Source organism: Klebsiella sp. MBT K-1 (assembly GCF_002556465.1).
In the GTDB taxonomy this organism is placed as follows: Bacteria; Pseudomonadota; Gammaproteobacteria; order Enterobacterales; family Enterobacteriaceae; genus Klebsiella; species Klebsiella grimontii.
This window is the reverse complement of sequence record NZ_PDEL01000008.1, coordinates 184587-210875: the sequence shown is the minus strand read 5'-3', so window position 1 is coordinate 210875 and position 26289 is coordinate 184587. Positions and strand designations below refer to the sequence as shown.

Below are 26289 nucleotides of genomic sequence, written 5' to 3'. Positions count from 1 at the left end.
TATGCGCAAAATCACCTCTGTGCTGACCTACTGGCAGACGCCAGAGACGGTTTTTACCGGACTCTGCCCCTGCTGTACGGTATCGGTAAGATGGAAATGCAGCGCGCATTTCCGCGAGATATTGTCGGCGTTCCAGGCGACATCAAGCGTCCCTTCTTGCGGGATACCGCTCAGATAGACCTGCCCGCCATCGGCCACCATGCCGCCCGGAGCCGCGCCTTGCTCGTCTTCAGCCTTACGCAGGCGAACGCTGGCGCCAAACGGCAGCGGGCCGCGGCTGTCGCTGAGCGTAAACAGTACGCGGTTGCCGATATGGGTCTGATAGTTTGCCTGCACCACCGCCCCGCCGCCGGGGATCACCGTCTGTCCTTCCAGCTCAACATCGGCATCGTCGGCCAGCGATTCGGTATCGAGCGTAATGGTGTTTTTGCGATACGCCGTCAGCGAGGGCACCACCGCATACCCCCGCCAGTCGGTATGCACGTTGCTGCCGTTTTGAATCGCCACATCGGCGGCTCCCGGCGCGCGAACGATGGCAAAGCTTTCGCCGACGGTCTGCCCCAGCGTCACGCCATGAGGATGGGCGACGATGGAGCCCGATGCGCCCCAGGTCAGCTGATGGCTTGCGCTATCCTGGCGATAGCCGAGCTGCGCGGTTCCGTAGCCGCCATGGTAATCTAGCGATGCGCTGCTGTTACTCCCCTGGCCGCCGTTAGCGTAGCCCTGCTGCAGGGAATAATAGAGATTGGGATTACGCGGAATCGAACCATACAGCGACGCCTGCTGCGAGGTGCGTCCGTTATTGCCGGAGGTGGTGCTGTAGCTAATCGCGCTCTCGGCAAGCGGGCCGCCAAGCGGAATGCTCAGGTTGAAGGACCACGAGCGATCGGCTTTTTGGCGATCGGAAGACTGGGTGTAGTAATAACCCACGCCCCACGAAACGCCTCGCCAGGCGCTGTAGAATCCGAGATGGATTGTTTCATCGCGGCTTTGGCGGTGCCAGTATTCCTGCGACCAGGCGGAAATCGCCAGGCTGCTCATACCGCCAAACGCCTGCGATACAGAGATTTCCTCGCGGCTGCGCTTGTTGTCCACGAGACCATTGCGGCTCTCAAGCGCGTTGGCCTCGCTAAAGTCGTAATAACCGCCAGAAGAGTAGCGATAGCTGGCGAGGCTAAATGAGGTGCCGGTTCCGGCAAAATCCTTCTGGTACTGCACGCGCAGCGAGTGGCCCGCCGAGCGCTTTCCCGACGGCGTCGTGGTGTTGGCCCATGTCGCATCGCCCCCAAGCGAGCCCAGCTCGCCAAAGCCGCGTCCGACGCCGAGCGCCCAGGACTGGTAATCCTGCGCCAGCTGGCTACCGCCGTAGAGCGTGAACTCAGCCGGCAGCCCATAAAATAGCGTCCCCTGTAAAAACGTCGGCGATGGCGTCCGGCTCTGCCCCGAATGGTAGCGCCCGGCGCTCAGGCTGAATTTCACCCGTCCTTCGCGCAGCATAAACGGTACGGCTGAAAAGGGTTGGGTAAAGGTCCGCACCGAACCGTCGCTCTCTTTTACCTGGACTTCGAGGTCGCCGCTTTGCGCCGTCGGATAGAGATCGCTTATGGCGAACGCCCCCGGCGAAACGAACGTTTCATAGATAACGTAGCCATGCTGGGAGATGGTGACTTTCGCATTGCTGTGCGCCATCCCGCGGATCGTCGGGGCGAAGCCGCGCTGGCTATCCGGCAGCATTTCATCATCGGACATCAGCTGGACGCCGCGAAACTGCACGCTGTCGAAAACGTCGCCGCTCGTAAAGGTATCGCCCATCCGCAGCAGGCTTTTGAGTGACTTCAGGTCGCGCTGCAGCCAGGTGCTCTGTGAATTCCAGCGCCGGGTCCGGTCATACTCCATCGACGAGACGTTACGCAGTCGCCAGGCGCCAAAGTTCACTCCGCTGCGTAAATTCAGGTAGCTGGAGCGGCTGTTGTCATCCGACTGCCGGGTTTGTGACCCGGTCAGGTTGTAGTTAACAAACGCCGCCGGAATCCCCTCATCCCAGCGCGCCGGATCGACGTACCCGCGGCTTTGCTCGTTCATTGCCGCCTGGGGAATGCTTAAGTTCAGGCGCTGAGTGGCAAAGTCAAAACGGCTGCTGGCATCGGGGATATAGCGTTCGATGTGGGTGAACGGCTCTCCCTCATGCAGGGTATTAAACGCCGGGAAAGCGCTGACGTTGACGCCATATTCCGCCAGCTGCGCCGGGGTTAACTGCGGCTGCAGCGCGCCGTTGCTGTCGACAAATGTCACCTCGCTCTGGGCTATTTCCTGGTTATTTACCCAGATGCTGACCGGATATGTCCCGGGCTGCTGGCCGCCTGATTTAGCAAAATAGTGTAAATCAGCGGTCTTTTGCTGCGGATTGGCAAATTCTAATGCCGCCGGATCAAAGTAGTCCTCCGCCCGCGCGATACCGCTTTGGCACAGCAGAAAAATCGCCGTCGGCAATAAGAAAATCCCGCCGGTTGGCGCCGCGATCGCCGAATAAACGGAAGTCATATCAGAAGTGTTATTTTTCACAATATCCCGACCAGGCGAAGCAAAATAATTACTGTTGCGCGTAATCCGTAATACCACCGAAGTCATTAATAGCGCGCCATTTAACTACCCCGGAATGAGTAATCGGCCACTCTTTATGGTCAAGGGGGCCAATCATGCCGGGTTCAGGAATGTCTGTCGCGCCAACCGAAATAACAAAAAAGGAGACAAAATAGGGCGTCGGGTTTTGGGCAACCAGTCTGGAACCTTCGATTTTAAACGTCACCTTGCGCCATGCATCGGCAGGCTCCCCCGGGAGACCATTCGGACGATAGAAAATCTTAAATTTTGATTTAATATTAACCTGAAGCTTATTCGCTTCATCTTTTTTCGTGGGCGCAATGCTTTTTACGTTGAGCCAAAAAACGGATTCGCGATCGGTGGGCAGCGTTCCGCCAATATAGTTAATACGCAATACGTTCTGCTGTTCGGGATCGAGACGGAAAAGCGGCGGCGTCACAATAAAAGGCACGCGGCTTTTATTGTTTTCCGCATAGTTTTCCACCCACGATTGCACCAGATAAGGTGAATGAGTATCCGCGTTGGTGACCGATATTGCGGCTTCACGTTTCCCTTCCTGATAAACAACACGGGTTCCTCCCATGACAATACCGGCCTGTGCCGCAGTTGATAGCAATAAAAAGGCTATCGCGGCGATCGTTCGTTTCATAATGACTACCGTCCGGGAATAATAAAAGCGGGTATCACGACCTGAAGCTGATAAAAAATTTGCAGTAATGCTGCAGCCCGTATTTCAGCCAGGCGGCGGCTCGGTCTGGGAAGCCATGAATAACCGCAGCTTTACCCGCTTTTAGGGTATTAGTTGTAAACCATATTGAAGTTGGCCGTACCGTTGGCAGAACCGGCGGAAACCGCGCTGGTTGAGACATAGTCGGCAAAGAATTCCAGATCGGCGGTACCTGTCGCCGCCCCGCTCGCGCCAGCGGTAACGCTGTGGCCGCGTGACACGGCGCCGAGATCAACCGGCGTTGACTTGTCGTCTTCGTAAAGCTTTATCGCCACCCCGCTTGCGGTACCGTTAATCGCCAGCAGATCGCTATTGTTGGTATCGCGGGTACCGTCAAACAGTACCGAGACGGTGGTAACGGTGGAAGGACAATCTTTTACTTTGATGTGGAAGGCGGTTTTCGTCGTTTCAGAACCAGCGCCGGTAAAATAGCTGCTCGCCCATTTCCCCAGATCGACGCTTTGGTTCGCGCTGGTGCTATCGACATTACAGGAGGAGTCAGTAATGGAGCCGGTAAATTCTACCTGGCCGCCCGTGCCCTGGGTTCCCGCATTAGAACCGGGGTTAACGGTCATTGCTGAACTGGCCGGTTGTGAAGGGCTGGATAATGCGCTAGCGGAAACCAGAGCACCGACAAACATTGCCATAATACGAAATTGCGTTTTCATTATTCATCTCATCTCTAACTTATATTTTCGACAGATTGAGCGCGAGGGCTTAAGCCTCGTACAAATCTGCGTACAGATCCTCCATGTTAATAATATTCGCGTTCCGTCCGCAGGATAGCAGGCAGCAAAAAATCTGAGCTGCTTATTTGACTCTTTTATTAAAAAGAAAGTTACTTCGGCGTAATTGATAAACCATTCATTAAGGGAACAAATAAATAATATCCTTACCCATTACAATTCGCAATATTTTGTTATGTTAATGAAATGCTGTTTTATTTTACATATGAAAATAATATTCAAAACATTGCTCTGTTTGTTAATTAACGCAACCAAAAATCACGAGACAACAACATTAAAAATCAACATCAGACAGTGTAATTTAACAATCACACTTAAATTTACCGCGATTTTTCGGCAATCATTCTGTGAGCGGACCGTGAATTTACACAATATTAGGATAAATCCTAGATTGGTTTTAATCTTATTTTTGTAACCAAATAAACAATAATCACCTGAGTAATTATATATAGGGGATATCAATGGCAAGGGTATTTCATGTGAAAGTAAGGAAGGCAAAACGAATAACAGCACTTTCTTTGTGGAATAATAAACCCGCAATCCGTGCTGAAGATTGCGGGTTTTCCTAAAATAAATAGCTGAGGGCGCCGATCAGAACAGACCCAGCGGCGCCGTGCCGTAGCTCACCAGCAGGTTCTTCGTCTGCTGATAGGCGTTAAGCGCCATCTTATGGGTTTCGCGCCCTACGCCGGACTGTTTGTAACCGCCGAACGCGGCGTGCGCAGGGTAAATATGATAGCAGTTGGTCCACACTCGGCCGGCCTTAATGCCGCGCCCCATGCGATAGGCCAGATTGGTATCCCGCGTCCACACCCCGGCCCCAAGGCCAAACTGGGTCTGGTTAGCAATAGACAGCGCCTCGGCTTCATCTTTAAAGGTGGTGACGCCGATAACCGGGCCAAAGATCTCCTCCTGGAAGCTGCGCATATCGTTGCGCCCCTGAATCAGCGTCGGCTGAATATAGAAACCGTTATCCAGTTCGGCAGAGATACTGGCGCGTTCGCCGCCGGTCAGGATCTTACCGCCTTCATCGCGGGCGATCTTAATATAGGAAAGGATCTTATCGAACTGCTGACGCGACGCCTGCGCGCCAATCATCGTGTCGGTATCAAAGGGGTCGCCGCGGCGAATTTGCGCTACCTTATCCATGACCCGCGCCATAAAGGGCTCGTAGATAGACTCCTGAATCAGCGCGCGGGACGGGCAGGTGCAGACCTCGCCCTGGTTAAAGAAGCCCAGTACCAGGCCCTCTACCGCCTTCTCGATATACTCTTCTTCGCCTTCCATCACGTCGGCAAAATAGATATTCGGCGACTTCCCGCCCAGCTCAACGGTACAGGGGATAATATTTTCCGCCGCGCAGGCCATAATATGCCGGCCTACCGGCGTGGAGCCGGTAAAGGCGATTTTGGCGATGCGTTTACTGGTTGCCAGCGCTTCGCCCGCCTCTTTGCCAAAACCCTGCACCACGTTAAGCACGCCCGCCGGGAACAGATCGCCAATAATCTCCAGCAGCAGCGTAATGCTAAGCGGCGTCTGCTCCGCCGGTTTAAGTACCACGCAGTTGCCAGCCGCCAGCGCCGGAGCCAGCTTCCAGGCGGCCATCAGCAGCGGGAAGTTCCACGGAATTATTTGCCCGACCACGCCGAGAGGCTCATGGAAATGGTAAGCCACCGTCGTTTCATCAATCTCCGCCGTGCTTCCCTCCTGCGCGCGCAGGCAGCCGGCGAAATAGCGGAAGTGATCGACCGCCAGCGGCAGATCGGCGTTAAGGGTTTCGCGGATCGGCTTGCCGTTATCCCAGCTCTCCGCCACCGCCAGATATTCCAGATTGGCTTCAATACGGTCGGCAACCTGCAGCAGCAGATTCGCGCGATGCTGAGCCGACGTTTTACCCCAGGCGTCGGCGGCCCGGTGCGCCGCATCAAGGGCGAAGTCGATATCTTTGGCATCAGAACGCGGAAACTGCCCGATGTTGCTACCGTCGACCGGGGAGGTATTCATAAAGAATTCACCGCCGATCGGTTCGACAAATTTACCGTCAATAAAGTTACCGTAGGCTGACTTCAGTGCAACCAAAGCGCCCGGCGTGCCAGGATGTGCATAACGCATCGCGAATCTCCTTCATGTAGGGTTGAAGCGCAGCGGCGTATTAGTTTTGTACGGCTGCTCGCTGCGCCTCTCCTCCATTGCAGGGGTTATGCCATTTTTCCAGGTTTAAAATAATTATTTATTTTCAATTACTTAATAAATTCACTTTTCGTTCTGTCGCACGGAATGTCTCTTATGTGTCGCAAATCGCAACACTACAAAAACCTTATAGCTACAATATTGCAACACAAATAAAACCACGAGGTGTCCCGTGCCAGGAAATCCGTTTGCCCTGACGCCAGAGATCGAAGCGAGTCCGCTGCTGAGCGACTCCTGGTGCCGCAGCCAGCGCTATGGCCTCGACCCCGCCACGGATGACTTCCCTCGCCTGCACGCCAGCGAACTGGCCGAGAGGCTCGCCAGCCACAGCCGCCTGCAAACGCTGGCCCAGCCGGTCGTCAATGCGCTTTCCCGCAAAGTCAACGACCTGCAATCCGTCGTGGTTCTCTCCGACGCCAGCGGTCTGGTTTTGCAAACCTTTGGCGATACGCACGCCATGCAGAAAGCGCAGCGCTTCGCTTTAGCGCCGGGCAATCTGTGGAGCGAAAGCGGACGCGGAACCAACGCCATTGGCACCGCGCTGGCGATTGACGACAGCTGCGAAATCGATGGCCGCCAGCATTTCCTGACCAGCAACCGGGGACTTTATTGCGCCGCCGTGCCGCTGCAAAGCCCCGATGGCAATATCGCCGGGGTGCTGGATATCTCCGGCCCGGCGCACTATCCGCACGCGCGAACGCTGGCGTGGGTGAAAGGCGCCGCGAAGCAAATAGAATATCTGTGGTTTAAGCAGAGTCTGCATCCGCAGCAGTGGCTGATGAGCCTGCATCCTCAGCCGGAGAAACTCGACGGCGTCGACGAGCTGCTGCTGGTGTTTACGGATGCGGTTCTGACGGCCGCCAACCGGCTGGCGATGCGCGAATTCTCGCTCAACGCAGAACAGTTCGGCCATCTCACTTTCCAGCAGCTTTTTCCACGGCTGCGGCAAACCGCCGTCAGCATACCGCTGCCGCTCGCCGCCGGGGATCGGCACTACTATTACCGTCTGCGCGCGCCCGCTACCGCAAGCGTCGCGGTGACCCCACGCCCAGGTATCGAGCTGCCCTTCTCCAGCCAGCGCGAAGGGGAGAAGCTGCTGCGTCTGCTTAACGCCGGGATCGGTTTGTGTATCGAAGGCGAAACCGGCTGCGGCAAAGAGTACGTCAGCCGCACCCTGCACCGGCACAGCCGCTGGAGCGGCGGCAAGTTCGTCGCCATCAACTGCGCCGCCATTCCGGAATCGCTGATTGAATCCGAGCTGTTTGGCTACCAGCCCGGGGCGTTTACCGGCGCAAACAAAAACGGCTATATCGGCAAAATTCGCGAGGCCGACGGCGGCGTGCTGTTTCTTGACGAGATCGGCGATATGCCGTTAACGCTGCAGACCCGGCTGCTGAGGATCTTACAGGAGAAAGAGGTCACGCCGCTTGGCGCCAGCCGGAGCTCGCCGGTTAACTTCGCTGTGATTTGCGCCACCCACCGCAACCTGGCGCAGCGCGTCGCCGAAGGTACCTTCCGCGAAGATCTGCTCTACCGCCTGCGCGAGTTTGCTCTGACGCTGCCGCCGCTGCGCGAGTGGCCTGAACTCCCGGCGTTTATCCAGCGATTGTGGCGCGATCTTGGCGGAGAAAAGCGTCGCGTCGCGCTGGGCCCGGCGCTTGTGCAACACCTGGCGACTCAGCCCTGGCCAGGCAACGTCCGCCAGTTGCAAAGCCTGATGAGGGTACTGCTGGCGCTCGCCGAAGAGGGTGAAACGCTGACAGTGGGTGATTTGCCCCAGGAATACCGAAGTTCGCCCGCCCCCCGCCCGCCGCGTGGGCTTCAGCAGCACGATGCGCAGCTGATTGCCGATACGCTGGCAAGCTATAACGGCAATATCAGTAAGGCCGCGCAGGCTTTAGGCGTCGCGCGCAGCACGCTGTATCGCCGCGCCGCCCGTCGCGGAAGCCGCTTCTGATTCGCTCGCGGCGTGAAGCGCAGCGGCCATATTACCGTCATTACCGTTACCAGGTTTCAGCCGCGCCATTTTGTCACTGCAGCATTCAGTGCTGGCGCACTGCGGCTTTTTATTTTAGACTTTACTAAATTTAGAAAAGACTAAAATAAATGAATACACCCGAACAGCTACAGGCCAGCGCCGGGGAAGCCGCCGCGCTGCTGAAAGCCATGAGCAACCCCAGTAGGCTATTGATTCTGTGCATGCTATGCGATGCGCCGGGCACCAGCGCCGGCGAACTGGCGCGCATCACCGGGCTGAGCCCCTCCGCAACCTCCCAGCATCTGGCGCGAATGCGCGATGAAGGCCTGATCGGCTGCGAACGTCAGGCGCAGCGCATCCACTACTTCATTACCCGGCCAGCGGTTCGGCACATCGTCACCACGCTGAAGTCAATCTATTGCCCTTAAGGAGCGTTTATGACTATTGCTACTCTTTCTCCTGCCGAAGCCCGGGCCCTCATCGACCACGGCGCGCGGCTGATCGATATCCGCGATGCCGATGAATACGCCCGCGAGCATATTCCCGGCGCGGAACTCGTGCCGCTGGCAACCCTGACGAATGGCGCGGCGCTGCGCGCCAGCCCTGAAGAGACGATCGTTTTTCACTGTCAGGCGGGTTCGCGCACGCAGAATCATGCCGCCCGTCTGGCGCAGGCCGCCGCACCGGCGCAGGCAAGGCTGCTGGCTGGCGGAATTCAGGCGTGGAAAGCGGCGGGTCTGCCGGTGAAAGAGGATAAATCTCAGCCGCTGCCGCTGATGCGCCAGGTCCAGATCGTCGCCGGGGTTCTGATCTTGCTTGGCGTCGCTTTAGGTTACGCTTTTAACAGCGGCTTTTTTCTGCTTAGCGCCTTCGTCGGCGCCGGATTAACCTTCGCCGGGATCACCGGTTTTTGCGGTATGGCGCGTCTTTTGGCTTTGATGCCGTGGAACCGCCGCTAGCCTCTACCTCTTTTGCTCAGTTGTTGGTAACGCTTTTGCTGAGCTATGGTTATTGTCAGCGAAAGATTTATCAGCACACAGGAGAAGCAGTATGTTTTCAGTCGGTGACCTGGTACAACCGCGCGCGGGTGGGCCAAAACTTAAAGTCGTTGAAGTCGAGGACGATCGCATTATTGCCGTTCAGGCAAACAACGAGCAGGGCGAGAAATATACGCTGAAGGCAGCCGATGTGACGGCATATAAAGAAGACGGCGATTTTGGCGTATGCTGATTAAGCCGGGTAACGATAACGGTGGGTTTCCCCACCGTTTTAACGATTAGATCAGGAAACTATCAAGGGATTTTCCCTCAGCCACCGCTTTCGCAAGCGGCTTCGGCATACGTCCCTGCCCGGTCCACGTTTTCTCGGCGCCGGTATGATCGGTAAAACGATATTTAGGCGGACGCGGCTGGCGCTTTTTGTTGCCTTTCGAGGAAGCGCTATTGTGGCCCACTAATTGTTCAGGCGTAATACCATCAGCAATCATTAATTCCAGCCAGGTATTTAGTTTCTCCTGATGTTCTGCCCGCAGTGCCTGAGCAGCCTGCTCTTCAGCACGTTTTTCTTCAGTGACGGTCCTTAGCTTTGCCAGCATATCTTCAAGCACGTCAATGGAGAATTCACGGGACATGGCGCGGAGTGAACGGATATTATTCAATTTCTCTAATAGTAATGACATATAATTCAAAAAATTCCCAAATAGCAAATGAAGCAAAGATTACGGCGCTAGTTTAATTGATACGATTATTTATTTCCAGCCTTTCACTAATTGCGGATATACCATCAGCTATATTTTGCAATAAATAAGATAAACAAATCGATAAAAGCGAAATTTCACGCAGTGAATAAACCTGGGCGAAAAGAAAAATATCAACCAGCCACTACCCTTAGCTTATTACCTGCATGCTCAGCAGGTTATCCGTATATCCACGCCAGGCCATCACAAGGCGGCACTGACGCTGGCGGAATAGTCATGCAAAAAATCTGAATGCTCACCCAGCGATTAAATCAGCATATCATGCTGACATTTTGCTTTTTGACGAGTAAAAAATGCCAAAAGTGACGCTACGCCCACCGCGACGCGATTCTGTCGCGCAATCGCCCTCTCTCGCCCCGGCCTCCCGCCGATCCCTACAGCGCACAAATCAACTATCTATTTGAAATGTATTATAAAAATAAACAATGGCAACAAAAGTAGCGTAACGAACAAAAAACAGCCTGAAGCAGAGTATTTTATCGACCAAAAGCCTTTAAATAAAAATTTATAGCTAGTTGCCTCTTTTAATGCAGAGATATAATCTACGCATATCAAAACAGGCACCCAAAAACGCTGATTTCCCGCCAATCTTCTGGCATTATCGACTTCATTTTCGAGGAGCACACCGATGTTCTCTGCGCAGTCCCGCTTGCGTCATGCGGTAGCAGACACCTTTGCGATGGTGGTTTACTGCACCGTTGTAAACATGATGATCGAAATTTTTCTCTCCGAAATGACTTTTCAGCAGTCGTTATCTTCGCGACTGGTGGCGATTCCGGTGAACATTATTATTGCGGTGCCTTACGGCTTTTATCGCGATTTCGCGATGCGCCAGGCGCGTCGCATCAGCGCGTCCGGCTGGATGAAGAACATTGCCGATGTGGTGGCCTATGTGACATTCCAGTCACCGGTATACGTGGCGATTCTGCTGGTTGTCGGCGCCGACTGGCATCAGATAGCCGCGGCGGTGAGTTCCAATATCGTGGTATCAATGATGATGGGCGCCGCGTACGGCTATTTCCTCGATTACTGCCGTCGCCTGTTCCGCGTCAGCCCCCTGCCCGCAGGCCAAAGCCTGAGTTGATGCAAAAAAGCGACTGGTTCCGCCAGCCGCTTTTTGTCAGCTATACTGCGTTTCGCCAAACAGGCCACTCAGAAAACGCTCAAGCGCCATTCGCGAACTGAACCCGTGTGGAATACCATAATGCTGTTGAGCATCCCCCGCTAAATAGAGCGGGAACTGCTCATAATGATCGCAGGTTTTGATATCCGACGCGGGCTCCGCAAGCGTTGTGCTGCGCTCTTTTAAAGCCGGATGAATAATTAACGCGGTACGCCCCATACGAGCTTCACGGTTCACATAAACATAATTATCGCCACGGCGATAGCCGTACGCTTTTTGCGTCACAACATCCATGGTGAAGCCGGCTTTTTCAAGAACACGCGCCACCTCATCGGGTCTTAAATACATACTCATTCCTCATTATCTTTTACCGCACGTTAACCTTACCTTATTCATTAAAGGCAACGCTTTCGGAATATTCCATAAAGGGCTATTTACAGCATAATTCAAAATCTTGTCCTACACTTATAGACTCAATGGAATTAAGGGAGAAACCAATGGCCAACCGAGCAAACCGCAACAACGTAGAAGAGAGCGCTGAAGATATCCATAACGATGTCAGCCAATTAGCGGATACGCTGGAAGAGGTGCTGAAATCGTGGGGCAGCGACGCCAAAGACGAAGCGGAGGCCGCGCGCAAAAAAGCGCAGGCGCTGCTGAAAGAGACCCGCGCCCGGCTTAACGGCAACAACCGCGTCCAGCAGGCGGCGTGCGACGCCATGGGCTGCGCTGACAGCTACGTGCGCGACAAACCGTGGCAAAGCGTCGGCGCCGCAGCAGCCGTTGGGGTATTTATTGGCGTATTACTGAATTTACGTCGATAATAAAACTGCCAGACCCATGAAGATAACAAATACGCGTCGACCCCTGCTCTGCAGGGGTTTTTGTTATCTCTTCGCGTAAAGCGCGGCATCAAGCTTACGCACGGCCTCGTTGGCCATTTCCGCCGACGTCAGATTAGTGAAGCTCATGATCAGCCCCCCATCTCCCCGACTCTCCATCCGCCAGTCGCTCAGCGCCTGGACGGCCAGACCGGCCCGCCTGGCGCGCTGCGCCAGAAGGCGATCGTCACCGGCCACCCTGACCACCATCTGGATCCCCCCCGCTTGAGGCACCACGGTAAAGCCCTGCGCGCGCAGCGCCGACTCAAGCCACAGGCGGCGCTGGGCATAGCTGGCGCGCATTTTCTTCAGATGTCGCCAGAAGTGGCCTTCGCGAATAAAATCCGCCAGCGTCTGCTGCCACAGCGTCGGCACGCTACAGCTCATTAGCGCGGCCTGTTCACGAAACTGCGCCACCAGCGGTTCAGGCACCACCAGCCAGGCAGCGCGCAATGCCGGAAACAAAGACTTGCTGAACGCCCCGGCATAGATGACCCGCTGCGGGGCGTCGAGGCTTTTCAGCGGCGGCAGCGGCTTACCGTGATAGCGGAATTCGCTATCGTAATCATCTTCGATAATCCACGCGGTATTCTGCGCCGCCCATAGCAGGAGCTGTCTGCGCCTGGACAGCGAGAGCGCCACGCCGAGCGGGCTCTGATGAGCCGGGGTCAGCAGCGCGAAATGGGCAGTCGGGTAATGCCGCTGCGCCCAGGCAATATCCATCCCGTCGTCGTCGACCGGAACGGGGTTGATCGCTACCCCCTCGTCGTTCACTACCGGGCGGATCAGCGGAAACCCCGGATCTTCCATCCACATTTGCTGGCCAGGCCGCGCCAGCGTGCGCAATATAAGGCGCATCGAGGCCGCGTAGCTACCGGTGATCAAGACCTGCTCAGGCCGACATTCAATGCTGCGCGACAGGCGCAAATAATCGGCGATCGCCCGGCGAAGCGTCAGTTCTCCGCAGGGATCGCCTGGCGCAAGGTCAAAACGCGTTTGCGTACGCAGACGCCGCCCCATCACGCGCGCCCACAGGCCGCGTGGAAACAGATCCAGCGCGGGCAGCCCCAGCTGAAACGGCAGCGGCGCCGCGGGCTCATCGCCCGCGACGGGCTGAACGGGCGCGTTTTGCTGCGGAATAAGCCGCTCGCTAACAAAGGTCCCCGCCTGTCCGCGCCGCTCCAGCCACCCCTGCGCCACCAGCTCGCCCCAGGCGTTCTCAACCGTCGCCCGCGATACGCCAAGCTCCTGAGCATATACCCGGCTCGCAGGCAGCCTGCTGCCGGGAGCCAGCTCGCCGCGTTCAATCGCCTGCTTAAGCTGCCTGGCAATGCGTCGGTAGTGGGGGATTTTTTGGGCGTCCATCATGGTCTGCTTTTTTCATCACAATATGGCTATCTTATGCAGTCCATTATAGTGCTATTTTCCTCGCGTCTTAATGAGGAGAGTAAAATGAACACACTACGTCAGCCGTACAATGAACTGAGCCCGGAAGTCTATAACGCCCTGGTTCAGGCCAAAATTGCGCTGGAAAAAAGCGAGCTGGATGGCGCGCTGATCGAACTGGTGTATTTGCGGGTGTCGCAAATCAACGGCTGCGCCTTCTGCCTGGAGATGCACAGCAAAGCCCTGCGTAAATCCGGTGTGGCGCAGAACAAGCTGGACGCGCTGGCAGGCTGGCGGGTGAGCGCCCATTTCAGCGATGCCGAACGCGCGGCGCTGGCGTGGGCGGAATCGGTCACCCATATCGCCGAAAGCCATGCGCAAGACGATGTTTATCTGCCGCTGCTGGACCATTTTAGCGCCCGCCAGATTAGCGATCTGACCTTCGCCATCAGCCTGATGAACGCCTTTAACCGCCTGGCGGTAAGCATGCGCCTGTAATCTCACGTTACAAAGTCCCGCCCCCCGCAGAATCCTTTTGCGGGGGCTAATCTTTACAAAAACCATATATATTGCGTTGTTGAACTTTTAAATAACTACATCTAGTATTTCCTTTATCGGTAACCCATAGCACGCGACGTCAGTTTTAGCGCCGTACTGCTATTTTAAATGGAAATACGAATCATGCGCATTACTATTTACACTAAAAACGACTGCGTACAGTGCCATGCCACTAAGCGGGCCATGGAAACCCGCGGGTTTGAATTCGACACGATCAATATCGACCACCATCCTGAAGCCGTCGATCTGCTGCGCGAGCAAGGTTTCCGCCAGCTGCCGGTGGTCATTGCCGGAGAGACCCGCTGGTCCGGCTTTCGTCCCGACATGATCAACCGCCTGCGCCCGACAGTTACAGCGGCCAGCGTATGAGCCTGATCGTCTACTTCTCCAGCAGTTCGGAAAACACGCACCGGTTTGTCCAGCGTCTGGGGCTGCCCGCCGTGCGTATTCCGCTTAACGAGCGCGAGCGCATCCAGGTAGACGAACCCTACATTCTCATCGTCCCCAGCTATGGCGGCGGCGGCACGGCGGGCGCGGTCCCTCGACAGGCGATCCGCTTTCTTAACGATCCGCACAACCGCCAGCTCATTCGCGGCGTCATCGCCGCGGGCAACCGCAATTTTGGCGAGGCCTATGGCCGGGCTGGCGACGTCATCAAGCTGAAATGCGGCGTACCGTATCTCTATCGTTTTGAACTGATGGGCACCCCGCAAGATGTCGACAACGTGCGTAAAGGAGTAAGCGAATTTTGGCAACGACAACCGCAGAACGTATAACCAGCGAGGCGCCGGATTTCCACGCCCTCAACGCGATGCTGAATCTCTACGACAGCAACGGCCGCATCCCGTTTGACAAAGACCATCAGGCGGTGGCGGCGTTTATGGCCAGCCACGTCGCGCCCAATACCGTGCCCTTCGCCAGCCAGGACGACAAGCTGACGTGGCTGGTCGCCGAAGGCTATTACGATGCCAGGGTGCTGGCACGCTACGATCGCCAGTTTATTCTCGAGCTATTTGCCCATGCCCGGGACGGCGGTTTTCGCTTCCAGACGTTTCTCGGCGCATGGAAGTTCTATACCAGCTACGCGCTGAAAACCTTCGATGGAAAGCGCTACCTGGAAGACTTTGCCGACCGCACCTGCATGGTGGCCCTGGCCCTGGCGCAGGGTAACGAGACGCTGGCCCATCAACTGACCGATGAGATCCTCTCCGGGCGCTTTCAGCCCGCCACGCCGACGTTCCTCAACGCCGGTAAACAGCAGCGCGGCGAACTGGTCTCCTGCTTTCTGCTGCGTATCGAAGATAATATGGAATCCATTGGCCGGGCGGTGAACTCGGCGCTGCAGCTATCCAAGCGCGGCGGCGGCGTGGCGTTTCTGCTCTCCAACCTTCGCGAAGCCGGGGCGCCAATCAAGCGCATCGAGAATCAGTCCTCCGGCGTGGTACCGGTGATGAAAATGCTGGAAGACGCCTTCTCCTACGCCAACCAGCTCGGCGCGCGCCAGGGGGCCGGCGCGGTCTATCTGCACGCCCATCATCCCGATATCCTGCGGTTCCTGGATACCAAACGCGAGAACGCCGATGAAAAAATCCGCATTAAAACGCTCTCTCTCGGCGTCGTGATTCCGGATATCACCTTTCAGCTAGCGAAAGAAGATGCGCAGATGGCGCTGTTCTCCCCCTACGACGTCGAGCGCCTGTACGGTAAAGCGTTCGGCGATATCGCGGTAAGCGAAATGTATGCGCAACTGGTGGCCGACGAGCGGGTCAGCAAACGCTGGATCCGCGCCCGCGACCTGTTCCAGCGGCTGGCGGAAATTCAGTTTGAGTCCGGCTATCCGTACATCATGTTTGAAGACACGGTGAATCGCGCGAACCCGATTGCCGGGCGCATCAATATGAGCAACCTGTGCTCGGAGATCCTGCAGGTCAACTCGCCTTCTACCTTTGACGAAAACCTGGATTACGCCAGCATCGGCCAGGATATCTCCTGCAACCTCGGCTCGCTGAATATCGCCCACACCATGGACTCTCCTGATTTCGCCCGCACGGTCGAGGTCGCGGTGCGCGGCCTGACGGCGGTTTCCGAGATGAGCGACATCCGTTCGGTACCGTCGGTAGCGGCGGGCAATGCCGCTTCGCACGCCATCGGCCTTGGGCAGATGAATCTGCACGGCTATCTGGCGCGCGAAGGTATTGCCTACGGTAGCGAAGCGGGCCTGGATTTCACCAATTTCTATTTCTATACCATCACCTGGCACGCGCTGCGCACCTCGATGCTGATAGCGCGGGAAAAAGGGACGCGTTTTGCCGGATTCGAGCAGTCGCGGTACGCCAGCGGCGACTATTTCCGCCCCTACCTGGAAGGCGACTGGCAGCCGAAAACGGCGACAGTCCGCGCGCTGTTCGCCCGTGCCGGTATTGTTCTGCCCGACCGCGATATGTGGCGGCAGCTGCGCGATGACGTGATGCGCTACGGTATTTATAACCGCAACCTGCAGGCGGTGCCGCCGACGGGCTCGATTTCCTACATCAACCACGCGACCTCCAGCATCCATCCGATCGTGTCGAAGATTGAGATCCGCAAGGAGGGGAAAACCGGACGGGTTTACTATCCGGCGCCGTTTATGACCAACGACAACCTGGCGCTGTATCAGGATGCTTACGAAATCGGCCCGCAGAAGATCATCGACACCTACGCCGAGGCGACGCGTCACGTCGATCAGGGGCTGTCGCTAACCCTGTTCTTCCCCGATACCGCCACCACGCGCGACATCAACAAAGCGCAAATCTACGCGTGGAAGAAGGGCATCAAAACGCTGTATTACATCCGTCTGCGCCAGCTGGCGCTGGAAGGTACCGAAATTGAAGGCTGCGTGTCCTGCGCGCTATAAGGAGAACAGGATGACCCATTTATCGCGCATCAGCGCCATCAACTGGAACAAGATTGAAGATGATAAGGATCTGGAGGTCTGGAATCGGCTGACCAGCAACTTCTGGCTGCCGGAGAAGGTGCCGCTGTCCAACGATATCCCCGCCTGGCAAACCCTCACCCCGGCGGAGCAGCAGCTGACGATTCGCGTCTTCACCGGGCTGACGCTGCTCGATACCATCCAGAATACCGTCGGCGCGCCGGCGCTGATGGCCGACGCCCTCACCCCGCACGAGGAAGCGGTACTGTCGAACGTCAGCTTTATGGAGGCGGTGCACGCCCGCTCCTACAGCTCAATCTTTTCGACGCTCTGCCAGACCAAAGACGTCGATGCCGCCTATGCCTGGAGCGAACAAAACGCGCCGCTGCAGCGCAAAGCGCAGCTGATGCTGGAGTACTATCAGGCAGATGAACCGTTGAAGAAAAAAATCGCCAGCGTCTTTCTCGAATCCTTCCTCTTCTACTCCGGTTTCTGGCTGCCGATGTACTTCTCCAGCCGGGGGAAAATGACCAACACCGCCGATCTGATTCGCCTGATTATCCGCGATGAAGCGGTACACGGTTATTACATTGGCTACAAATTCCAGAAAGGACTGGAAATAGTCAGCGCCGAGAAGCGCGAAGAGATGAAAAACTTCGCCCTCGACCTGCTGATGGATCTGTATGACAACGAACTGGCCTACACCCGTGAACTGTACGCCGATAGCGGCTGGATTGAGGAGGTCAACGCCTTTCTCTGCTACAACGCCAACAAGGCGCTGATGAACCTCGGCTACGACGCGCTGTTCCCGGCGGAAATGGCCGCCGTCAATCCGGCGATCCTCGCCGCGCTCTCGCCGAATGCCGACGAAAACCACGACTTCTTTTCCGGTTCAGGTTCATCGTATGTGATGGGAAAAGCGGAAGAAACCGTCGACGCCGATTGGGACTTTTAGCCTTACTTTCACCAGGAATATATCAGCATATTTCCTGGTGATTTATTTCACATTATTTGTTTTCACCTCACTCAATATCTTTCGGTCATCACCGTGTCATATTCAACAACATGCCCTCGATTTTCACCTGAATTAAGGCAACATAACTAAAAAATATCGACCACAAGTCATTCGTGCTCAGCCCTTATATCACGGGGGATGTACCGGAATTCTCTCCCGCGCATTTCCCTGGCAACGCCACATAAAGGGTTGTCACAGATTCTCAGTATGTTAGGGTGTAAAAAAGCAATTATCACCACCGGGTACCATATCGATATTAATAAATAACAGGAAACACTCTCTTGCATGGCAATTAAATTAGAAATCAAGAATCTCTATAAGATATTTGGCGAGCACCCGCAGCGGGCTTTCAAATATATCGACAAAGGACTATCGAAAGAACAAATACTGGAAAAGACGGGGCTATCGCTTGGCGTTAAGAACGCCAGTCTGACCATTGAAGAAGGCGAGATATTCGTCATCATGGGGCTCTCCGGTTCGGGGAAATCCACCATGGTTCGCCTTCTCAATCGCCTGATTGAACCCACCCGCGGCCAGGTCCTGATCGACGGCGTCGATATCGCTAAAATCTCTGACGCCGAGCTCCGCGAGGTGCGCAGGAAAAAGATTGCGATGGTTTTTCAATCCTTTGCGCTTATGCCGCATATGACCGTGCTCGACAACGCCGGTTTCGGCATGGAGCTGGCCGGCGTGCCGACTCAGGAACGCCAGGAAAAAGCGCTGGAGGCGCTGCGTCAGGTCGGCCTGGAAAATTATGCTCATGCGTACCCGGACGAACTCTCCGGCGGCATGCGCCAGCGCGTTGGTCTCGCCCGCGCGCTGGCGATTAACCCCGATATTCTGTTAATGGATGAAGCCTTCTCGGCGCTCGACCCATTAATTCGTACCGAAATGCAGGATGAGCTCACTAAATTACAGGCCCGACATCAGCGTACCGTGGTATTTATTTCCCACGATCTCGATGAAGCCATGCGGATTGGCGATCGTATTGCCATTATGCAAAATGGTGAAGTGGTTCAGGTCGGCACGCCGGATGAAATACTCAATAATCCGGCCAATGATTATGTCCGAACCTTCTTCCGCGGCGTCGATATTAGCCAGGTGTTCAGCGCTAAAGATATTGCCCGCCGCAGCCCGGTGGGGCTGATTCGTAAAACGCCTGGTTTCGGCCCGCGCTCCGCGCTGAAATTATTGCAGGATGAAGACCGCGAATATGGCTACGTCATTGAACGCGGGAATAAGTTTGTTGGCATTATCTCCATTGATTCTCTGAAAGCCGCGCTGAGCGAAGGCCAGGGAATCGATGCGGCGTTAATCGACTCCCCGCAGGCGGTGGATGCGCAAACGCCGCTCAGCGAGCTGCTCTCTCACGTCGGCCATGCACCGTGTGCGGTGCCGGTTATCGATGAAGGGCAACAGTACGTCGGCATCATTTCCAAACGCATGCTGCTGCAGGCTTTAGATCGCGAGGGGGCAAACAATGGCTGATCAATCTAACCCGTGGGACACCGCGCCGGCGGCGGATAGCGCAGCGCAATCCGCCGATGCCTGGGGCACCTCTACGCCAGCGCCGACCAACGGCGGCGGCGCCGACTGGCTGAGCAGCGCGCCCGCGCCGCAGCCGGAACACTTCAATATTATGGACCCGTTCCATAACACGCTGATCCCGCTCGATAGCTGGGTCACGCACGGCATCGACTGGGTAGTGATGCATTTCCGTCCGCTATTCCAGGGAATACGCGTACCGGTGGATTACATCCTGAGCGCCTTCCAGCAGCTGCTGCTGGGCATGCCGGCGCCGGTGGCGATTATTATTTTCTCGCTGATTGCCTGGCAGATTTCCAGCGTCGGCATGGGTGCGGCGACGCTGATTTCGCTGATCGCCATCGGCGCTATCGGCGCCTGGTCGCAGGCGATGGTAACCCTGGCGCTGGTGCTGACCGCACTGCTGTTTTGTATGCTGATCGGCCTGCCGCTTGGGATATGGCTGGCGCGCAGCCCGCGGGCGGCGAAAATCATCCGTCCGCTGCTCGACGCGATGCAGACCACGCCGGCGTTTGTCTACCTGGTGCCCATCGTGATGCTGTTCGGTATCGGCAACGTTCCGGGCGTGGTGGTCACCATTATCTTCGCCCTGCCGCCGATTGTCCGCCTGACCATTCTGGGGATTAACCAGGTGCCGGCGGATCTGATTGAAGCATCGCGCTCCTTCGGCGCCAGCCCGCGTCAGCTGCTGTTTAAGGTTCAGCTACCGCTGGCCATGCCGACTATTATGGCCGGGGTCAACCAGACGCTGATGCTGGCCCTGTCGATGGTGGTCATCGCCTCGATGATTGCCGTTGGCGGTCTCGGCCAGATGGTACTGCGCGGCATCGGTCGCCTTGATATGGGCCTGGCCACCGTTGGCGGCGTCGGGATTGTTATCCTCGCCATTATTCTTGACCGTCTGACTCAGGCCGTAGGACGGGACTCGCGCAGTCGCGGCAACCGCCGCTGGTATGCAACCGGCCCACTGGGGCTGATAACTCGCCCTTTCTGTAAATAAGAGCCCATCCCCCCGGCAATCGGGGGGATAGACTCCCCTTCTGATAAGTAAAAGGAACAACGATGCGACATACAGCGATCCTTGCCACAGCGTTAACCGCCCTCATTTCCACCACCGCCTTCGCGGCGGATCTGCCTGGCAAAGGCATTACCGTTAAGCCGATTCAGAGCACCATTTCGGAAGAGACCTTCCAGACCCTGCTGGTCAGCCGCGCGCTGGAGAAGCTCGGTTATACCGTCGATAAGCCGAGCGAAGTGGATTACAACGTCGGCTATACCTCGCTCGCCTCCGGCGACGCCACCTTTACCGCCGTCAACTGGCAGCCGCTGCACGACGATATGTACGCTGCCGCCGGCGGCGATAAAAAGTTCTACCGCCAAGGCGTATTTGTGAACGGCGCGACGCAGGGCTACCTGATTGATAAGAAAACCGCCGAGCAGTACCACATCAAATCTATCGACCAGCTAAAAGATCCGAAAATCGCCAAACTGTTCGACACCAACGGCGACGGCAAAGCCGACCTGACCGGCTGTACGCCTGGCTGGGGCTGTGAAGCGGTGATTAACCATCAGCTTGATGCCTATGGTCTGAATAACACCGTCACCCACAATCAGGGGAACTATGCCGCCATGATGGCCGACACCATTGCCCGCTATAAAGAGGGCAAGCCGGTCATCTACTACACCTGGACGCCTTACTGGGTCAGCGATGTGCTGAAACCGGGTAAAGACGTCGTCTGGCTGCAGGTACCGTTCTCCTCCCTGCCGGGCGTGCAAAAAAATATCGACACGAAGCTCTCTAATGGCGCCAACTACGGCTTCCCGGTCAGCACCATGCATATCGTCGCCAACAAAGCCTGGGCCGAGAAAAACCCGGCGGCGGCGAAGCTGTTTAGCATCATGAAGCTGCCGATTGCCGATATCAACGCCGAGAATGCCATGATGCACGAGGGGCATGGTTCGGAAGCGGATATTCAGGGCCACGTCGACGGCTGGATCAAAGCCCACCAGCAGCAGTTTGACGGCTGGGTGAACGAAGCGCTGGCCGCGCAGAAATAATCTCCCGCTTTTATCGCGTTTCCCCGGAAAGGCTCCCGCCTTTCCGGGCCATCAGAACGTACAGACTCCACCTTCGCTATCATCGCCCCGCCTTTCCCGCCCGATGGGTTTATATGCAAAAAATGTGCATAACTTTAACCATCAGCCTCTTAGCGGCTGTTAAGCCGCACGGCTCTCTGCTAAGGTAAATCTACCTGTTTAATCATGTGATTTTCACGTGAGTGATTAATAAGCAATTCCTATGGAAAATTCTGACGCATTGACGCATACCCCTCCCGCCGCTGAGGCCACGCTGGCTGAAGGCCTGAAAGACAGCCTGCCTATCGTCATTAGCTATATTCCCGTGGCCTTCGCCTTCGGCCTCAACGCCACGAAGCTCGGCTTCACTCCCCTGGAAAGCCTGTTCTTCTCCTGCATTATTTACGCGGGCGCCAGCCAGTTCGTGATCGTCGCGATGCTGGCGGCGGGAAGCTCGCTGTGGGTCGCCGCGCTCACCGTCATGGCGATGGACGTTCGTCACGTTCTCTACGGCCCTTCCCTGCGCAGCCGCATCCCGCGCGCGCTGAGCAACAAAAAAACCGCGATCTGGGCGTTCGGCCTGACTGATGAGGTGTTTGCCGCCGCCACCGCTAAACTGGTACGCGACGGTCGGCGCTGGAGCGAAAGCTGGATGATCGGTATCGCTTTTCTGTCCTGGGCGTCGTGGGTCTTCGGCACGCTGATCGGCGCGTATTCAGGCAGCGGCCTGCTGACCGATTTTCCGGCGGTGGAGGCGGCGCTGGGCTTTATGCTTCCCGCGCTGTTTATGAGTTTTTTACTGGCTTCTTTCCAGCGCAAGCAGTCGCTTAGCGTGACCGCCGCGCTGGCAGGGGCGCTGGGGGGAATGATTCTGTTTTCCATACCCGCCGCCATCCTGGCCGGGATTGTCTGCGGCTGCCTGACCGCTCTGGTACAGGCCAGCCTACAGGGGATGCCCGATGAACAGTGATGTCCTGACGATCGGCGTTGTGGTCGGCTGCGTAAACTATCTGTTTCGCTATCTGCCGTTGCGCCTGCGCGCCGGCAACGCGCGTCCGACGCGTCGCGGTCCGATCGGCGTGCTGCTCGATACCATCGGCATCGCCTCTATTTGCGCGCTGCTGGTGGTCTCCAGCGTGCCGGAAATTCTCCACGACGCCCGCCGCCTGCTGCCTACACTGGCTGGCTTCGCCGTGCTGGGCCTGGCCTTCTGGAAAACGCGCAGCATTATTTTGCCTACGCTTCTAAGCGCCCTAACCTACGGTGTTGTCTGGAAAATCGGCCTATGGCTATAAGCCTAAAGTATCAATTTTTGTCAATAATTCATTTGATTTATTTGTCACAATAGTTATTATATCGACTGTAATTAATGAGGTCATAACCAAAATGGATAGTTCGTTTACTCCCATTGAGCAAATGCTCAAGTTCCGCGCCAGCCGTCACGAAGACTTTCCTTTTCAGGAAATTCTGCTCACCCGCCTTTGCATGCATATGCAGGGAAAGCTGCTGGAAAACCGTAACAAGATGCTGAAAGCGCAAGGGATTAACGAGACATTGTTTATGGCGCTGATCACGCTTGAGTCTCAGGAAAACCACAGCATTCAGCCTTCTGAGCTGAGCTGCGCGCTGGGCTCTTCCCGTACCAACGCCACGCGCATTGCCGACGAGCTGGAAAAACGCGGCTGGATTGAGCGCCGCGAAAGCGATAACGATCGTCGCTGCCTGCATTTACAGCTCACCGAAAAGGGGCATCAGTTCCTGCGCGAAGTGTTACCGCCGCAGCACAACTGCCTGCATCAGCTCTGGTCTTCTTTAAGCACCAGCGAAAAAGATCAGCTCGAGCACATCACCCGTAAACTGCTTGGTCGCCTCGACCAAATGGAAGAGGATGGCGTGCTTGCGGAGTCTCTGCGCTAAGCGCGGAACCAACCGCTCAACGCTTTTTCTGGATTGACAAAGAAACGAACAGGCCAGCAGATCTTCTGCTGGCCTTTCTGATAAACAGGTCGGCTCAGCCGATGTGAAATAATAAGATCGTGGAGAATAACATGAGCGCAAATGCGGAGAGCCAAACCCCGCAGCAACCGGGCAGCAAAAAAGGGAAGCGTAAAGGCGCCCTGCTGCTGCTGACCTTGCTCTTTATTATTGTTGCCGTGGCATACGGGATTTATTGGTTTTTAGTACTGCGTCACTTCGAAGAGACCGATGACGCGTATGTGGCAGGGAATCAGGTGCAAATTATGGCGCAGGTGTCCGGCAGCGTGACGAAAGTCTGGGCCGACAACACCGACTACGTGCAAAAAGGCGATCCGCTGGTCACCCTCGACCAGACCGATGCCCAGCAGGCGTTTGAAAAAGCGCAAACCCAGCTGGCCGCCAGCGTGCGTCAAACGCGCCAGCAGATGATCAACAGCAAGCAGCTGCAGGCCAGCATTGAGGTTAAAAAAACCGCGCTTTCCCAGGCGCAGACCGACCTTAACCGCCGTATTCCGCTGGGGGCCGCCAACCTGATTGGCCGCGAAGAGCTGCAGCACGCCCGCGACACGGTTGCCAGCGCCCAGGCCGAACTGGACGTGGCGATTCAGCAGTACAACGCCAACCAGGCAATCGTGCTGGGTACGAAGCTGGAACAGCAGCCTGCTGTGCTGCAGGCGGCCACCGAAGTGCGTAACGCCTGGCTGGCCCTGCAGCGGACAAAAATCGTCAGCCCGATTAGCGGCTACGTATCGCGTCGCTCCGTACAGCCCGGCGCGCAAATCAGCAGCACCACGCCGCTGATGGCCGTCGTTCCGGCGACCAACCTGTGGATTGACGCCAACTTTAAAGAAACGCAGCTGGCGCATATGCGTATCGGTCAGCCGGCCACCGTGATCAGCGATATTTACGGCGACGATGTGAAATACACCGGTAAAGTGGTCGGCCTCGATATGGGTACCGGTAGCGCCTTCTCGCTGCTGCCCGCGCAGAACGCCACCGGCAACTGGATCAAAGTGGTTCAGCGCCTGCCGGTACGTATTGAGCTGGATGAAAAACAGCTGGCGGAGCACCCGCTGCGCATCGGCCTGTCGACCCTCGTTGAGGTGAACACCACCGACCGCGGCGGCGAGATGCTGGCAAGTCAGGTGCGTAGCTCCCCGGTTTACGAAAGTAATGCCCGCGAAATCGGCCTCGAGCCGGTCAATAAGCTGATAAACGACATCATCCAGGCCAACGCCGGATAATTCGGGGTGAGCGTAATGCAACAGCAAAAACCGCTGGAAGGCGCGCAGCTGGTCATTATGACCATTGCGCTGTCGCTCGCGACCTTTATGCAGGTGCTGGACTCCACCATCGCCAACGTGGCCATCCCCACCATCGCCGGTAACCTTGGCTCATCGTTGAGCCAGGGCACCTGGGTTATCACCTCGTTTGGGGTAGCGAACGCTATCTCCATTCCGATTACCGGCTGGCTGGCAAAGCGCGTTGGCGAAGTGAAGCTGTTCCTCTGGTCGACGGTGGCGTTCGCCATCGCCTCCTGGGCCTGCGGCATGTCAAACAGCCTGACGATGCTGATTTTCTTCCGCGTGATTCAGGGGATCGTCGCCGGTCCGCTGATCCCGCTGTCGCAAAGTCTGCTGCTCAGCAACTACCCGCCCGCCAAGCGCTCTATCGCGCTGGCGCTGTGGTCAATGACGGTGATCGTCGCGCCGATTTGCGGCCCTATCCTCGGCGGCTATATCAGCGACAACTACCACTGGGGCTGGATCTTCTTTATCAACGTGCCGATTGGTATCGCCGTGGTGGTGATGACGCTACAGACCCTGCGCAACCGCGAAACCCGCACCGAGCAGCGGCGGATCGACGGCGTCGGCCTGGCGCTGCTGATCATCGGTATCGGCAGCCTGCAGGTGATGCTCGACCGGGGTAAAGAGCTGGACTGGTTCGCCTCGAACGAGATCATCATCCTGACCATTGTCGCAGTGGTGGCGATAAGCTTCCTTATCGTCTGGGAGCTAACCGACGACAACCCGATAGTCGACCTGTCGCTCTTTAAGTCGCGAAACTTCACCATCGGCTGCCTGTGTATCAGCCTCGCCTATATGCTCTACTTTGGCGCTATCGTGCTGTTGCCGCAGCTATTGCAGGAGGTATACGGCTATACCGCCACCTGGGCCGGTCTGGCCTCGGCGCCGGTCGGGGTGATCCCGGTTATCCTGTCGCCGATTATCGGCCGCTTCGCGCATAAGCTGGATATGCGTCGGCTGGTCACCTTCAGCTTTATCATGTACGCGGTCTGTTTTTACTGGCGCGCGTGGACCTTCGAACCGGGTATGGACTTCGGCGCCTCGGCGTGGCCGCAGTTTATCCAGGGCTTCGCGGTGGCCTGCTTCTTTATGCCGCTGACGACCATTACGCTTTCCGGCCTGCCGCCGGAAAGGCTGGCGGCGGCATCGAGCCTGTCGAACTTTACGCGTACCCTGGCGGGCTCCATCGGCACCTCGATTACCACCACCATGTGGACGAACCGCGAGGCGCTGCACCATGCTCAGCTTACCGAGTCGGTGACGCCGTATAATCCCAACGCCCAGCAGATGTACGACCAGCTGCAGGGATTAGGGATGACGCAGCAGCAGGCGTCCGGCTGGATCGCGCAGCAGATAACCAACCAGGGGCTGATTATCTCCGCCAACGAAATTTTCTGGTTCTCGGCGGCGATATTTATCCTTCTGCTCGGGCTGGTGTGGTTTGCCAGACCGCCGTTCAGCGCCGGCGGCGGCGGTGGCGGCGCGCACTAAGGTTTGACCTGAAGGGATCTG

Annotated in this window: 26 protein-coding genes; 19 read left to right on the top strand and 7 right to left on the bottom strand. The window is 56.6% G+C overall.

Annotation, left to right across the window (positions count from 1 at the left end):
* Nucleotides 1-27: 27 nt before the first annotated feature.
* From CMQ96_RS14235 to CMQ96_RS14215, 4 genes are all read right to left on the bottom strand, one after another.
* A complete protein-coding gene (locus CMQ96_RS14235) occupies nucleotides 28-2562 on the bottom strand; it encodes a fimbria/pilus outer membrane usher protein (protein ID WP_098066972.1) in 2535 nt (844 codons plus the stop codon).
* A gap of 28 nt (nucleotides 2563-2590) precedes the next feature.
* Complete coding sequence (locus CMQ96_RS14230) at nucleotides 2591-3250, bottom strand: molecular chaperone (RefSeq protein WP_032710963.1); 660 nt, start codon at nucleotides 3248-3250, stop codon at nucleotides 2591-2593.
* A gap of 149 nt (nucleotides 3251-3399) precedes the next feature.
* Nucleotides 3400-3996 (bottom strand): fimbrial protein, encoded by a 597-nt coding sequence (locus tag CMQ96_RS14225; RefSeq protein ID WP_004135068.1) that lies wholly within the window; start codon nucleotides 3994-3996, stop codon nucleotides 3400-3402.
* A gap of 669 nt (nucleotides 3997-4665) precedes the next feature.
* Complete coding sequence (locus CMQ96_RS14215; RefSeq protein WP_004123921.1) at nucleotides 4666-6186, bottom strand: aldehyde dehydrogenase family protein; 1521 nt, start codon at nucleotides 6184-6186, stop codon at nucleotides 4666-4668.
* 250 nt (nucleotides 6187-6436) lie between these two features.
* Between CMQ96_RS14215 and CMQ96_RS14210 the strand changes: the two genes are divergently transcribed.
* From CMQ96_RS14210 to CMQ96_RS14195, 4 genes are all read left to right on the top strand, one after another.
* On the top strand, nucleotides 6437-8221 hold the full coding sequence (locus CMQ96_RS14210; protein WP_024358412.1) for a sigma-54-dependent Fis family transcriptional regulator: 1785 nt from the start codon (nucleotides 6437-6439) through the stop codon (nucleotides 8219-8221).
* Between the two features lie 149 nt (nucleotides 8222-8370).
* Nucleotides 8371-8670: a helix-turn-helix transcriptional regulator gene (locus CMQ96_RS14205; protein ID WP_098066945.1), complete on the top strand. Its 300-nt coding sequence runs from the start codon at nucleotides 8371-8373 to the stop codon at nucleotides 8668-8670.
* Between the two features lie 9 nt (nucleotides 8671-8679).
* Nucleotides 8680-9201 (top strand): rhodanese family protein, encoded by a 522-nt coding sequence (locus CMQ96_RS14200; protein WP_049089881.1) that lies wholly within the window; start codon nucleotides 8680-8682, stop codon nucleotides 9199-9201.
* Between the two features lie 91 nt (nucleotides 9202-9292).
* Nucleotides 9293-9472 carry a hypothetical protein gene (locus CMQ96_RS14195; RefSeq protein WP_004135063.1) on the top strand — a complete coding sequence of 60 codons (180 nt, stop codon included), beginning with the start codon at nucleotides 9293-9295 and terminating at the stop codon, nucleotides 9470-9472.
* A 46-nt stretch (nucleotides 9473-9518) separates the two neighbouring features.
* Here CMQ96_RS14195 and stpA read toward each other — a convergent pair whose 3' ends face one another.
* Nucleotides 9519-9920 carry a DNA-binding protein StpA gene (gene stpA, locus CMQ96_RS14190; RefSeq protein WP_004135062.1) on the bottom strand — a complete coding sequence of 134 codons (402 nt, stop codon included), beginning with the start codon at nucleotides 9918-9920 and terminating at the stop codon, nucleotides 9519-9521.
* Nucleotides 9921-10626: 706 nt separating this feature from the next.
* Between stpA and alaE the strand changes: the two genes are divergently transcribed.
* A complete protein-coding gene (gene alaE / locus CMQ96_RS14180) occupies nucleotides 10627-11082 on the top strand; it encodes an L-alanine exporter AlaE (protein WP_098066943.1) in 456 nt (151 codons plus the stop codon).
* A gap of 36 nt (nucleotides 11083-11118) precedes the next feature.
* Here alaE and CMQ96_RS14175 read toward each other — a convergent pair whose 3' ends face one another.
* Nucleotides 11119-11469 carry a DUF2002 family protein gene (locus CMQ96_RS14175; protein WP_004123942.1) on the bottom strand — a complete coding sequence of 117 codons (351 nt, stop codon included), beginning with the start codon at nucleotides 11467-11469 and terminating at the stop codon, nucleotides 11119-11121.
* A 149-nt stretch (nucleotides 11470-11618) separates the two neighbouring features.
* Here CMQ96_RS14175 and CMQ96_RS14170 point away from each other — a divergent pair, with 149 nt between their 5' ends.
* Nucleotides 11619-11945, top strand: coding sequence for a DUF883 family protein (locus CMQ96_RS14170; RefSeq protein WP_004123945.1), 327 nt, complete (start codon nucleotides 11619-11621; stop codon nucleotides 11943-11945).
* Nucleotides 11946-12008: 63 nt separating this feature from the next.
* Here CMQ96_RS14170 and CMQ96_RS14165 read toward each other — a convergent pair whose 3' ends face one another.
* Nucleotides 12009-13367, bottom strand: coding sequence for a PLP-dependent aminotransferase family protein (locus CMQ96_RS14165; RefSeq protein ID WP_024358416.1), 1359 nt, complete (start codon nucleotides 13365-13367; stop codon nucleotides 12009-12011).
* An 87-nt stretch (nucleotides 13368-13454) separates the two neighbouring features.
* On the opposite strand from CMQ96_RS14165, the gene CMQ96_RS14160 reads away from it, so the two are divergent.
* The 13 genes from CMQ96_RS14160 (at nucleotide 13455) to emrB (ending at nucleotide 26268) form a co-directional block, all read left to right on the top strand.
* The gene (locus CMQ96_RS14160) at nucleotides 13455-13886 is read left to right on the top strand and encodes a carboxymuconolactone decarboxylase family protein (protein ID WP_024358417.1); all 432 of its coding nucleotides are present in this window, start codon (nucleotides 13455-13457) and stop codon (nucleotides 13884-13886) included.
* Between the two features lie 183 nt (nucleotides 13887-14069).
* Complete coding sequence (gene nrdH / locus CMQ96_RS14155; RefSeq protein WP_004135058.1) at nucleotides 14070-14315, top strand: glutaredoxin-like protein NrdH; 246 nt, start codon at nucleotides 14070-14072, stop codon at nucleotides 14313-14315.
* Nucleotides 14312-14722 carry a class Ib ribonucleoside-diphosphate reductase assembly flavoprotein NrdI gene (nrdI, locus tag CMQ96_RS14150; RefSeq protein WP_004135055.1) on the top strand — a complete coding sequence of 137 codons (411 nt, stop codon included), beginning with the start codon at nucleotides 14312-14314 and terminating at the stop codon, nucleotides 14720-14722. The genes nrdH and nrdI overlap by 4 nt, the downstream gene beginning before the upstream one ends.
* Complete coding sequence (gene nrdE / locus CMQ96_RS14145) at nucleotides 14695-16839, top strand: class 1b ribonucleoside-diphosphate reductase subunit alpha (RefSeq protein WP_024358418.1); 2145 nt, start codon at nucleotides 14695-14697, stop codon at nucleotides 16837-16839. The genes nrdI and nrdE overlap by 28 nt, the downstream gene beginning before the upstream one ends.
* A gap of 10 nt (nucleotides 16840-16849) precedes the next feature.
* Nucleotides 16850-17812, top strand: a complete 963-nt coding sequence (nrdF, locus tag CMQ96_RS14140; protein WP_004132940.1) for a class 1b ribonucleoside-diphosphate reductase subunit beta — start codon at nucleotides 16850-16852, stop codon at nucleotides 17810-17812.
* Nucleotides 17813-18157: 345 nt separating this feature from the next.
* Nucleotides 18158-19360: a glycine betaine/L-proline ABC transporter ATP-binding protein ProV gene (gene proV / locus CMQ96_RS14135; protein ID WP_024358419.1), complete on the top strand. Its 1203-nt coding sequence runs from the start codon at nucleotides 18158-18160 to the stop codon at nucleotides 19358-19360.
* Complete coding sequence (proW, locus tag CMQ96_RS14130) at nucleotides 19353-20417, top strand: glycine betaine/L-proline ABC transporter permease ProW (RefSeq protein ID WP_024358420.1); 1065 nt, start codon at nucleotides 19353-19355, stop codon at nucleotides 20415-20417. The genes proV and proW overlap by 8 nt, the downstream gene beginning before the upstream one ends.
* A gap of 62 nt (nucleotides 20418-20479) precedes the next feature.
* Nucleotides 20480-21475, top strand: coding sequence for a glycine betaine/L-proline ABC transporter substrate-binding protein ProX (proX, locus tag CMQ96_RS14125; protein ID WP_098066942.1), 996 nt, complete (start codon nucleotides 20480-20482; stop codon nucleotides 21473-21475).
* A 241-nt stretch (nucleotides 21476-21716) separates the two neighbouring features.
* A complete protein-coding gene (locus CMQ96_RS14120; protein ID WP_004132932.1) occupies nucleotides 21717-22463 on the top strand; it encodes an AzlC family ABC transporter permease in 747 nt (248 codons plus the stop codon).
* Nucleotides 22453-22788, top strand: a complete 336-nt coding sequence (gene ygaH, locus CMQ96_RS14115) for an L-valine transporter subunit YgaH (RefSeq protein WP_024358422.1) — start codon at nucleotides 22453-22455, stop codon at nucleotides 22786-22788. The genes CMQ96_RS14120 and ygaH overlap by 11 nt, the downstream gene beginning before the upstream one ends.
* A 91-nt stretch (nucleotides 22789-22879) precedes the next feature.
* Entirely contained in the window at nucleotides 22880-23410 is a 531-nt protein-coding gene (gene mprA, locus CMQ96_RS14110) for a transcriptional repressor MprA (protein ID WP_004104785.1), read from the top strand.
* A 131-nt stretch (nucleotides 23411-23541) separates the two neighbouring features.
* On the top strand, nucleotides 23542-24714 hold the full coding sequence (emrA, locus tag CMQ96_RS14105) for a multidrug efflux MFS transporter periplasmic adaptor subunit EmrA (protein ID WP_004123983.1): 1173 nt from the start codon (nucleotides 23542-23544) through the stop codon (nucleotides 24712-24714).
* 15 nt (nucleotides 24715-24729) lie between these two features.
* A complete protein-coding gene (gene emrB, locus CMQ96_RS14100; RefSeq protein ID WP_004123984.1) occupies nucleotides 24730-26268 on the top strand; it encodes a multidrug efflux MFS transporter permease subunit EmrB in 1539 nt (512 codons plus the stop codon).
* The last annotated feature ends 21 nt before the right edge of the window (nucleotides 26269-26289 follow it).

Bases quoted from the DNA above. Each gene is read 5' to 3' on its own strand.
- proV (WP_024358419.1), top strand. From the start codon at position 18,158: ATGGCAATTAAATTAGAAATCAAGAATCTCTATAAGATATTTGGCGAG.
- proW (WP_024358420.1), top strand. From the start codon at position 19,353: ATGGCTGATCAATCTAACCCGTGGGACACCGCGCCGGCGGCGGATAGC.
- emrB (WP_004123984.1), top strand. From the start codon at position 24,730: ATGCAACAGCAAAAACCGCTGGAAGGCGCGCAGCTGGTCATTATGACC.
- CMQ96_RS14230 (WP_032710963.1), bottom strand. From the start codon at position 3,250: ATGAAACGAACGATCGCCGCGATAGCCTTTTTATTGCTATCAACTGCG.
- ygaH (WP_024358422.1), top strand. From the start codon at position 22,453: ATGAACAGTGATGTCCTGACGATCGGCGTTGTGGTCGGCTGCGTAAAC.
- CMQ96_RS14195 (WP_004135063.1), top strand. From the start codon at position 9,293: ATGTTTTCAGTCGGTGACCTGGTACAACCGCGCGCGGGTGGGCCAAAA.
- stpA (WP_004135062.1), bottom strand. From the start codon at position 9,920: ATGTCATTACTATTAGAGAAATTGAATAATATCCGTTCACTCCGCGCC.
- CMQ96_RS14170 (WP_004123945.1), top strand. From the start codon at position 11,619: ATGGCCAACCGAGCAAACCGCAACAACGTAGAAGAGAGCGCTGAAGAT.
- nrdH (WP_004135058.1), top strand. From the start codon at position 14,070: ATGCGCATTACTATTTACACTAAAAACGACTGCGTACAGTGCCATGCC.
- CMQ96_RS14165 (WP_024358416.1), bottom strand. From the start codon at position 13,367: ATGGACGCCCAAAAAATCCCCCACTACCGACGCATTGCCAGGCAGCTT.
- CMQ96_RS14215 (WP_004123921.1), bottom strand. From the start codon at position 6,186: ATGCGTTATGCACATCCTGGCACGCCGGGCGCTTTGGTTGCACTGAAG.
- nrdI (WP_004135055.1), top strand. From the start codon at position 14,312: ATGAGCCTGATCGTCTACTTCTCCAGCAGTTCGGAAAACACGCACCGG.
- CMQ96_RS14225 (WP_004135068.1), bottom strand. From the start codon at position 3,996: ATGAAAACGCAATTTCGTATTATGGCAATGTTTGTCGGTGCTCTGGTT.
- CMQ96_RS14175 (WP_004123942.1), bottom strand. From the start codon at position 11,469: ATGTATTTAAGACCCGATGAGGTGGCGCGTGTTCTTGAAAAAGCCGGC.
- CMQ96_RS14200 (WP_049089881.1), top strand. From the start codon at position 8,680: ATGACTATTGCTACTCTTTCTCCTGCCGAAGCCCGGGCCCTCATCGAC.
- CMQ96_RS14120 (WP_004132932.1), top strand. From the start codon at position 21,717: ATGGAAAATTCTGACGCATTGACGCATACCCCTCCCGCCGCTGAGGCC.
- CMQ96_RS14160 (WP_024358417.1), top strand. From the start codon at position 13,455: ATGAACACACTACGTCAGCCGTACAATGAACTGAGCCCGGAAGTCTAT.
- proX (WP_098066942.1), top strand. From the start codon at position 20,480: ATGCGACATACAGCGATCCTTGCCACAGCGTTAACCGCCCTCATTTCC.
- nrdF (WP_004132940.1), top strand. From the start codon at position 16,850: ATGACCCATTTATCGCGCATCAGCGCCATCAACTGGAACAAGATTGAA.
- CMQ96_RS14205 (WP_098066945.1), top strand. From the start codon at position 8,371: ATGAATACACCCGAACAGCTACAGGCCAGCGCCGGGGAAGCCGCCGCG.
- emrA (WP_004123983.1), top strand. From the start codon at position 23,542: ATGAGCGCAAATGCGGAGAGCCAAACCCCGCAGCAACCGGGCAGCAAA.
- mprA (WP_004104785.1), top strand. From the start codon at position 22,880: ATGGATAGTTCGTTTACTCCCATTGAGCAAATGCTCAAGTTCCGCGCC.
- alaE (WP_098066943.1), top strand. From the start codon at position 10,627: ATGTTCTCTGCGCAGTCCCGCTTGCGTCATGCGGTAGCAGACACCTTT.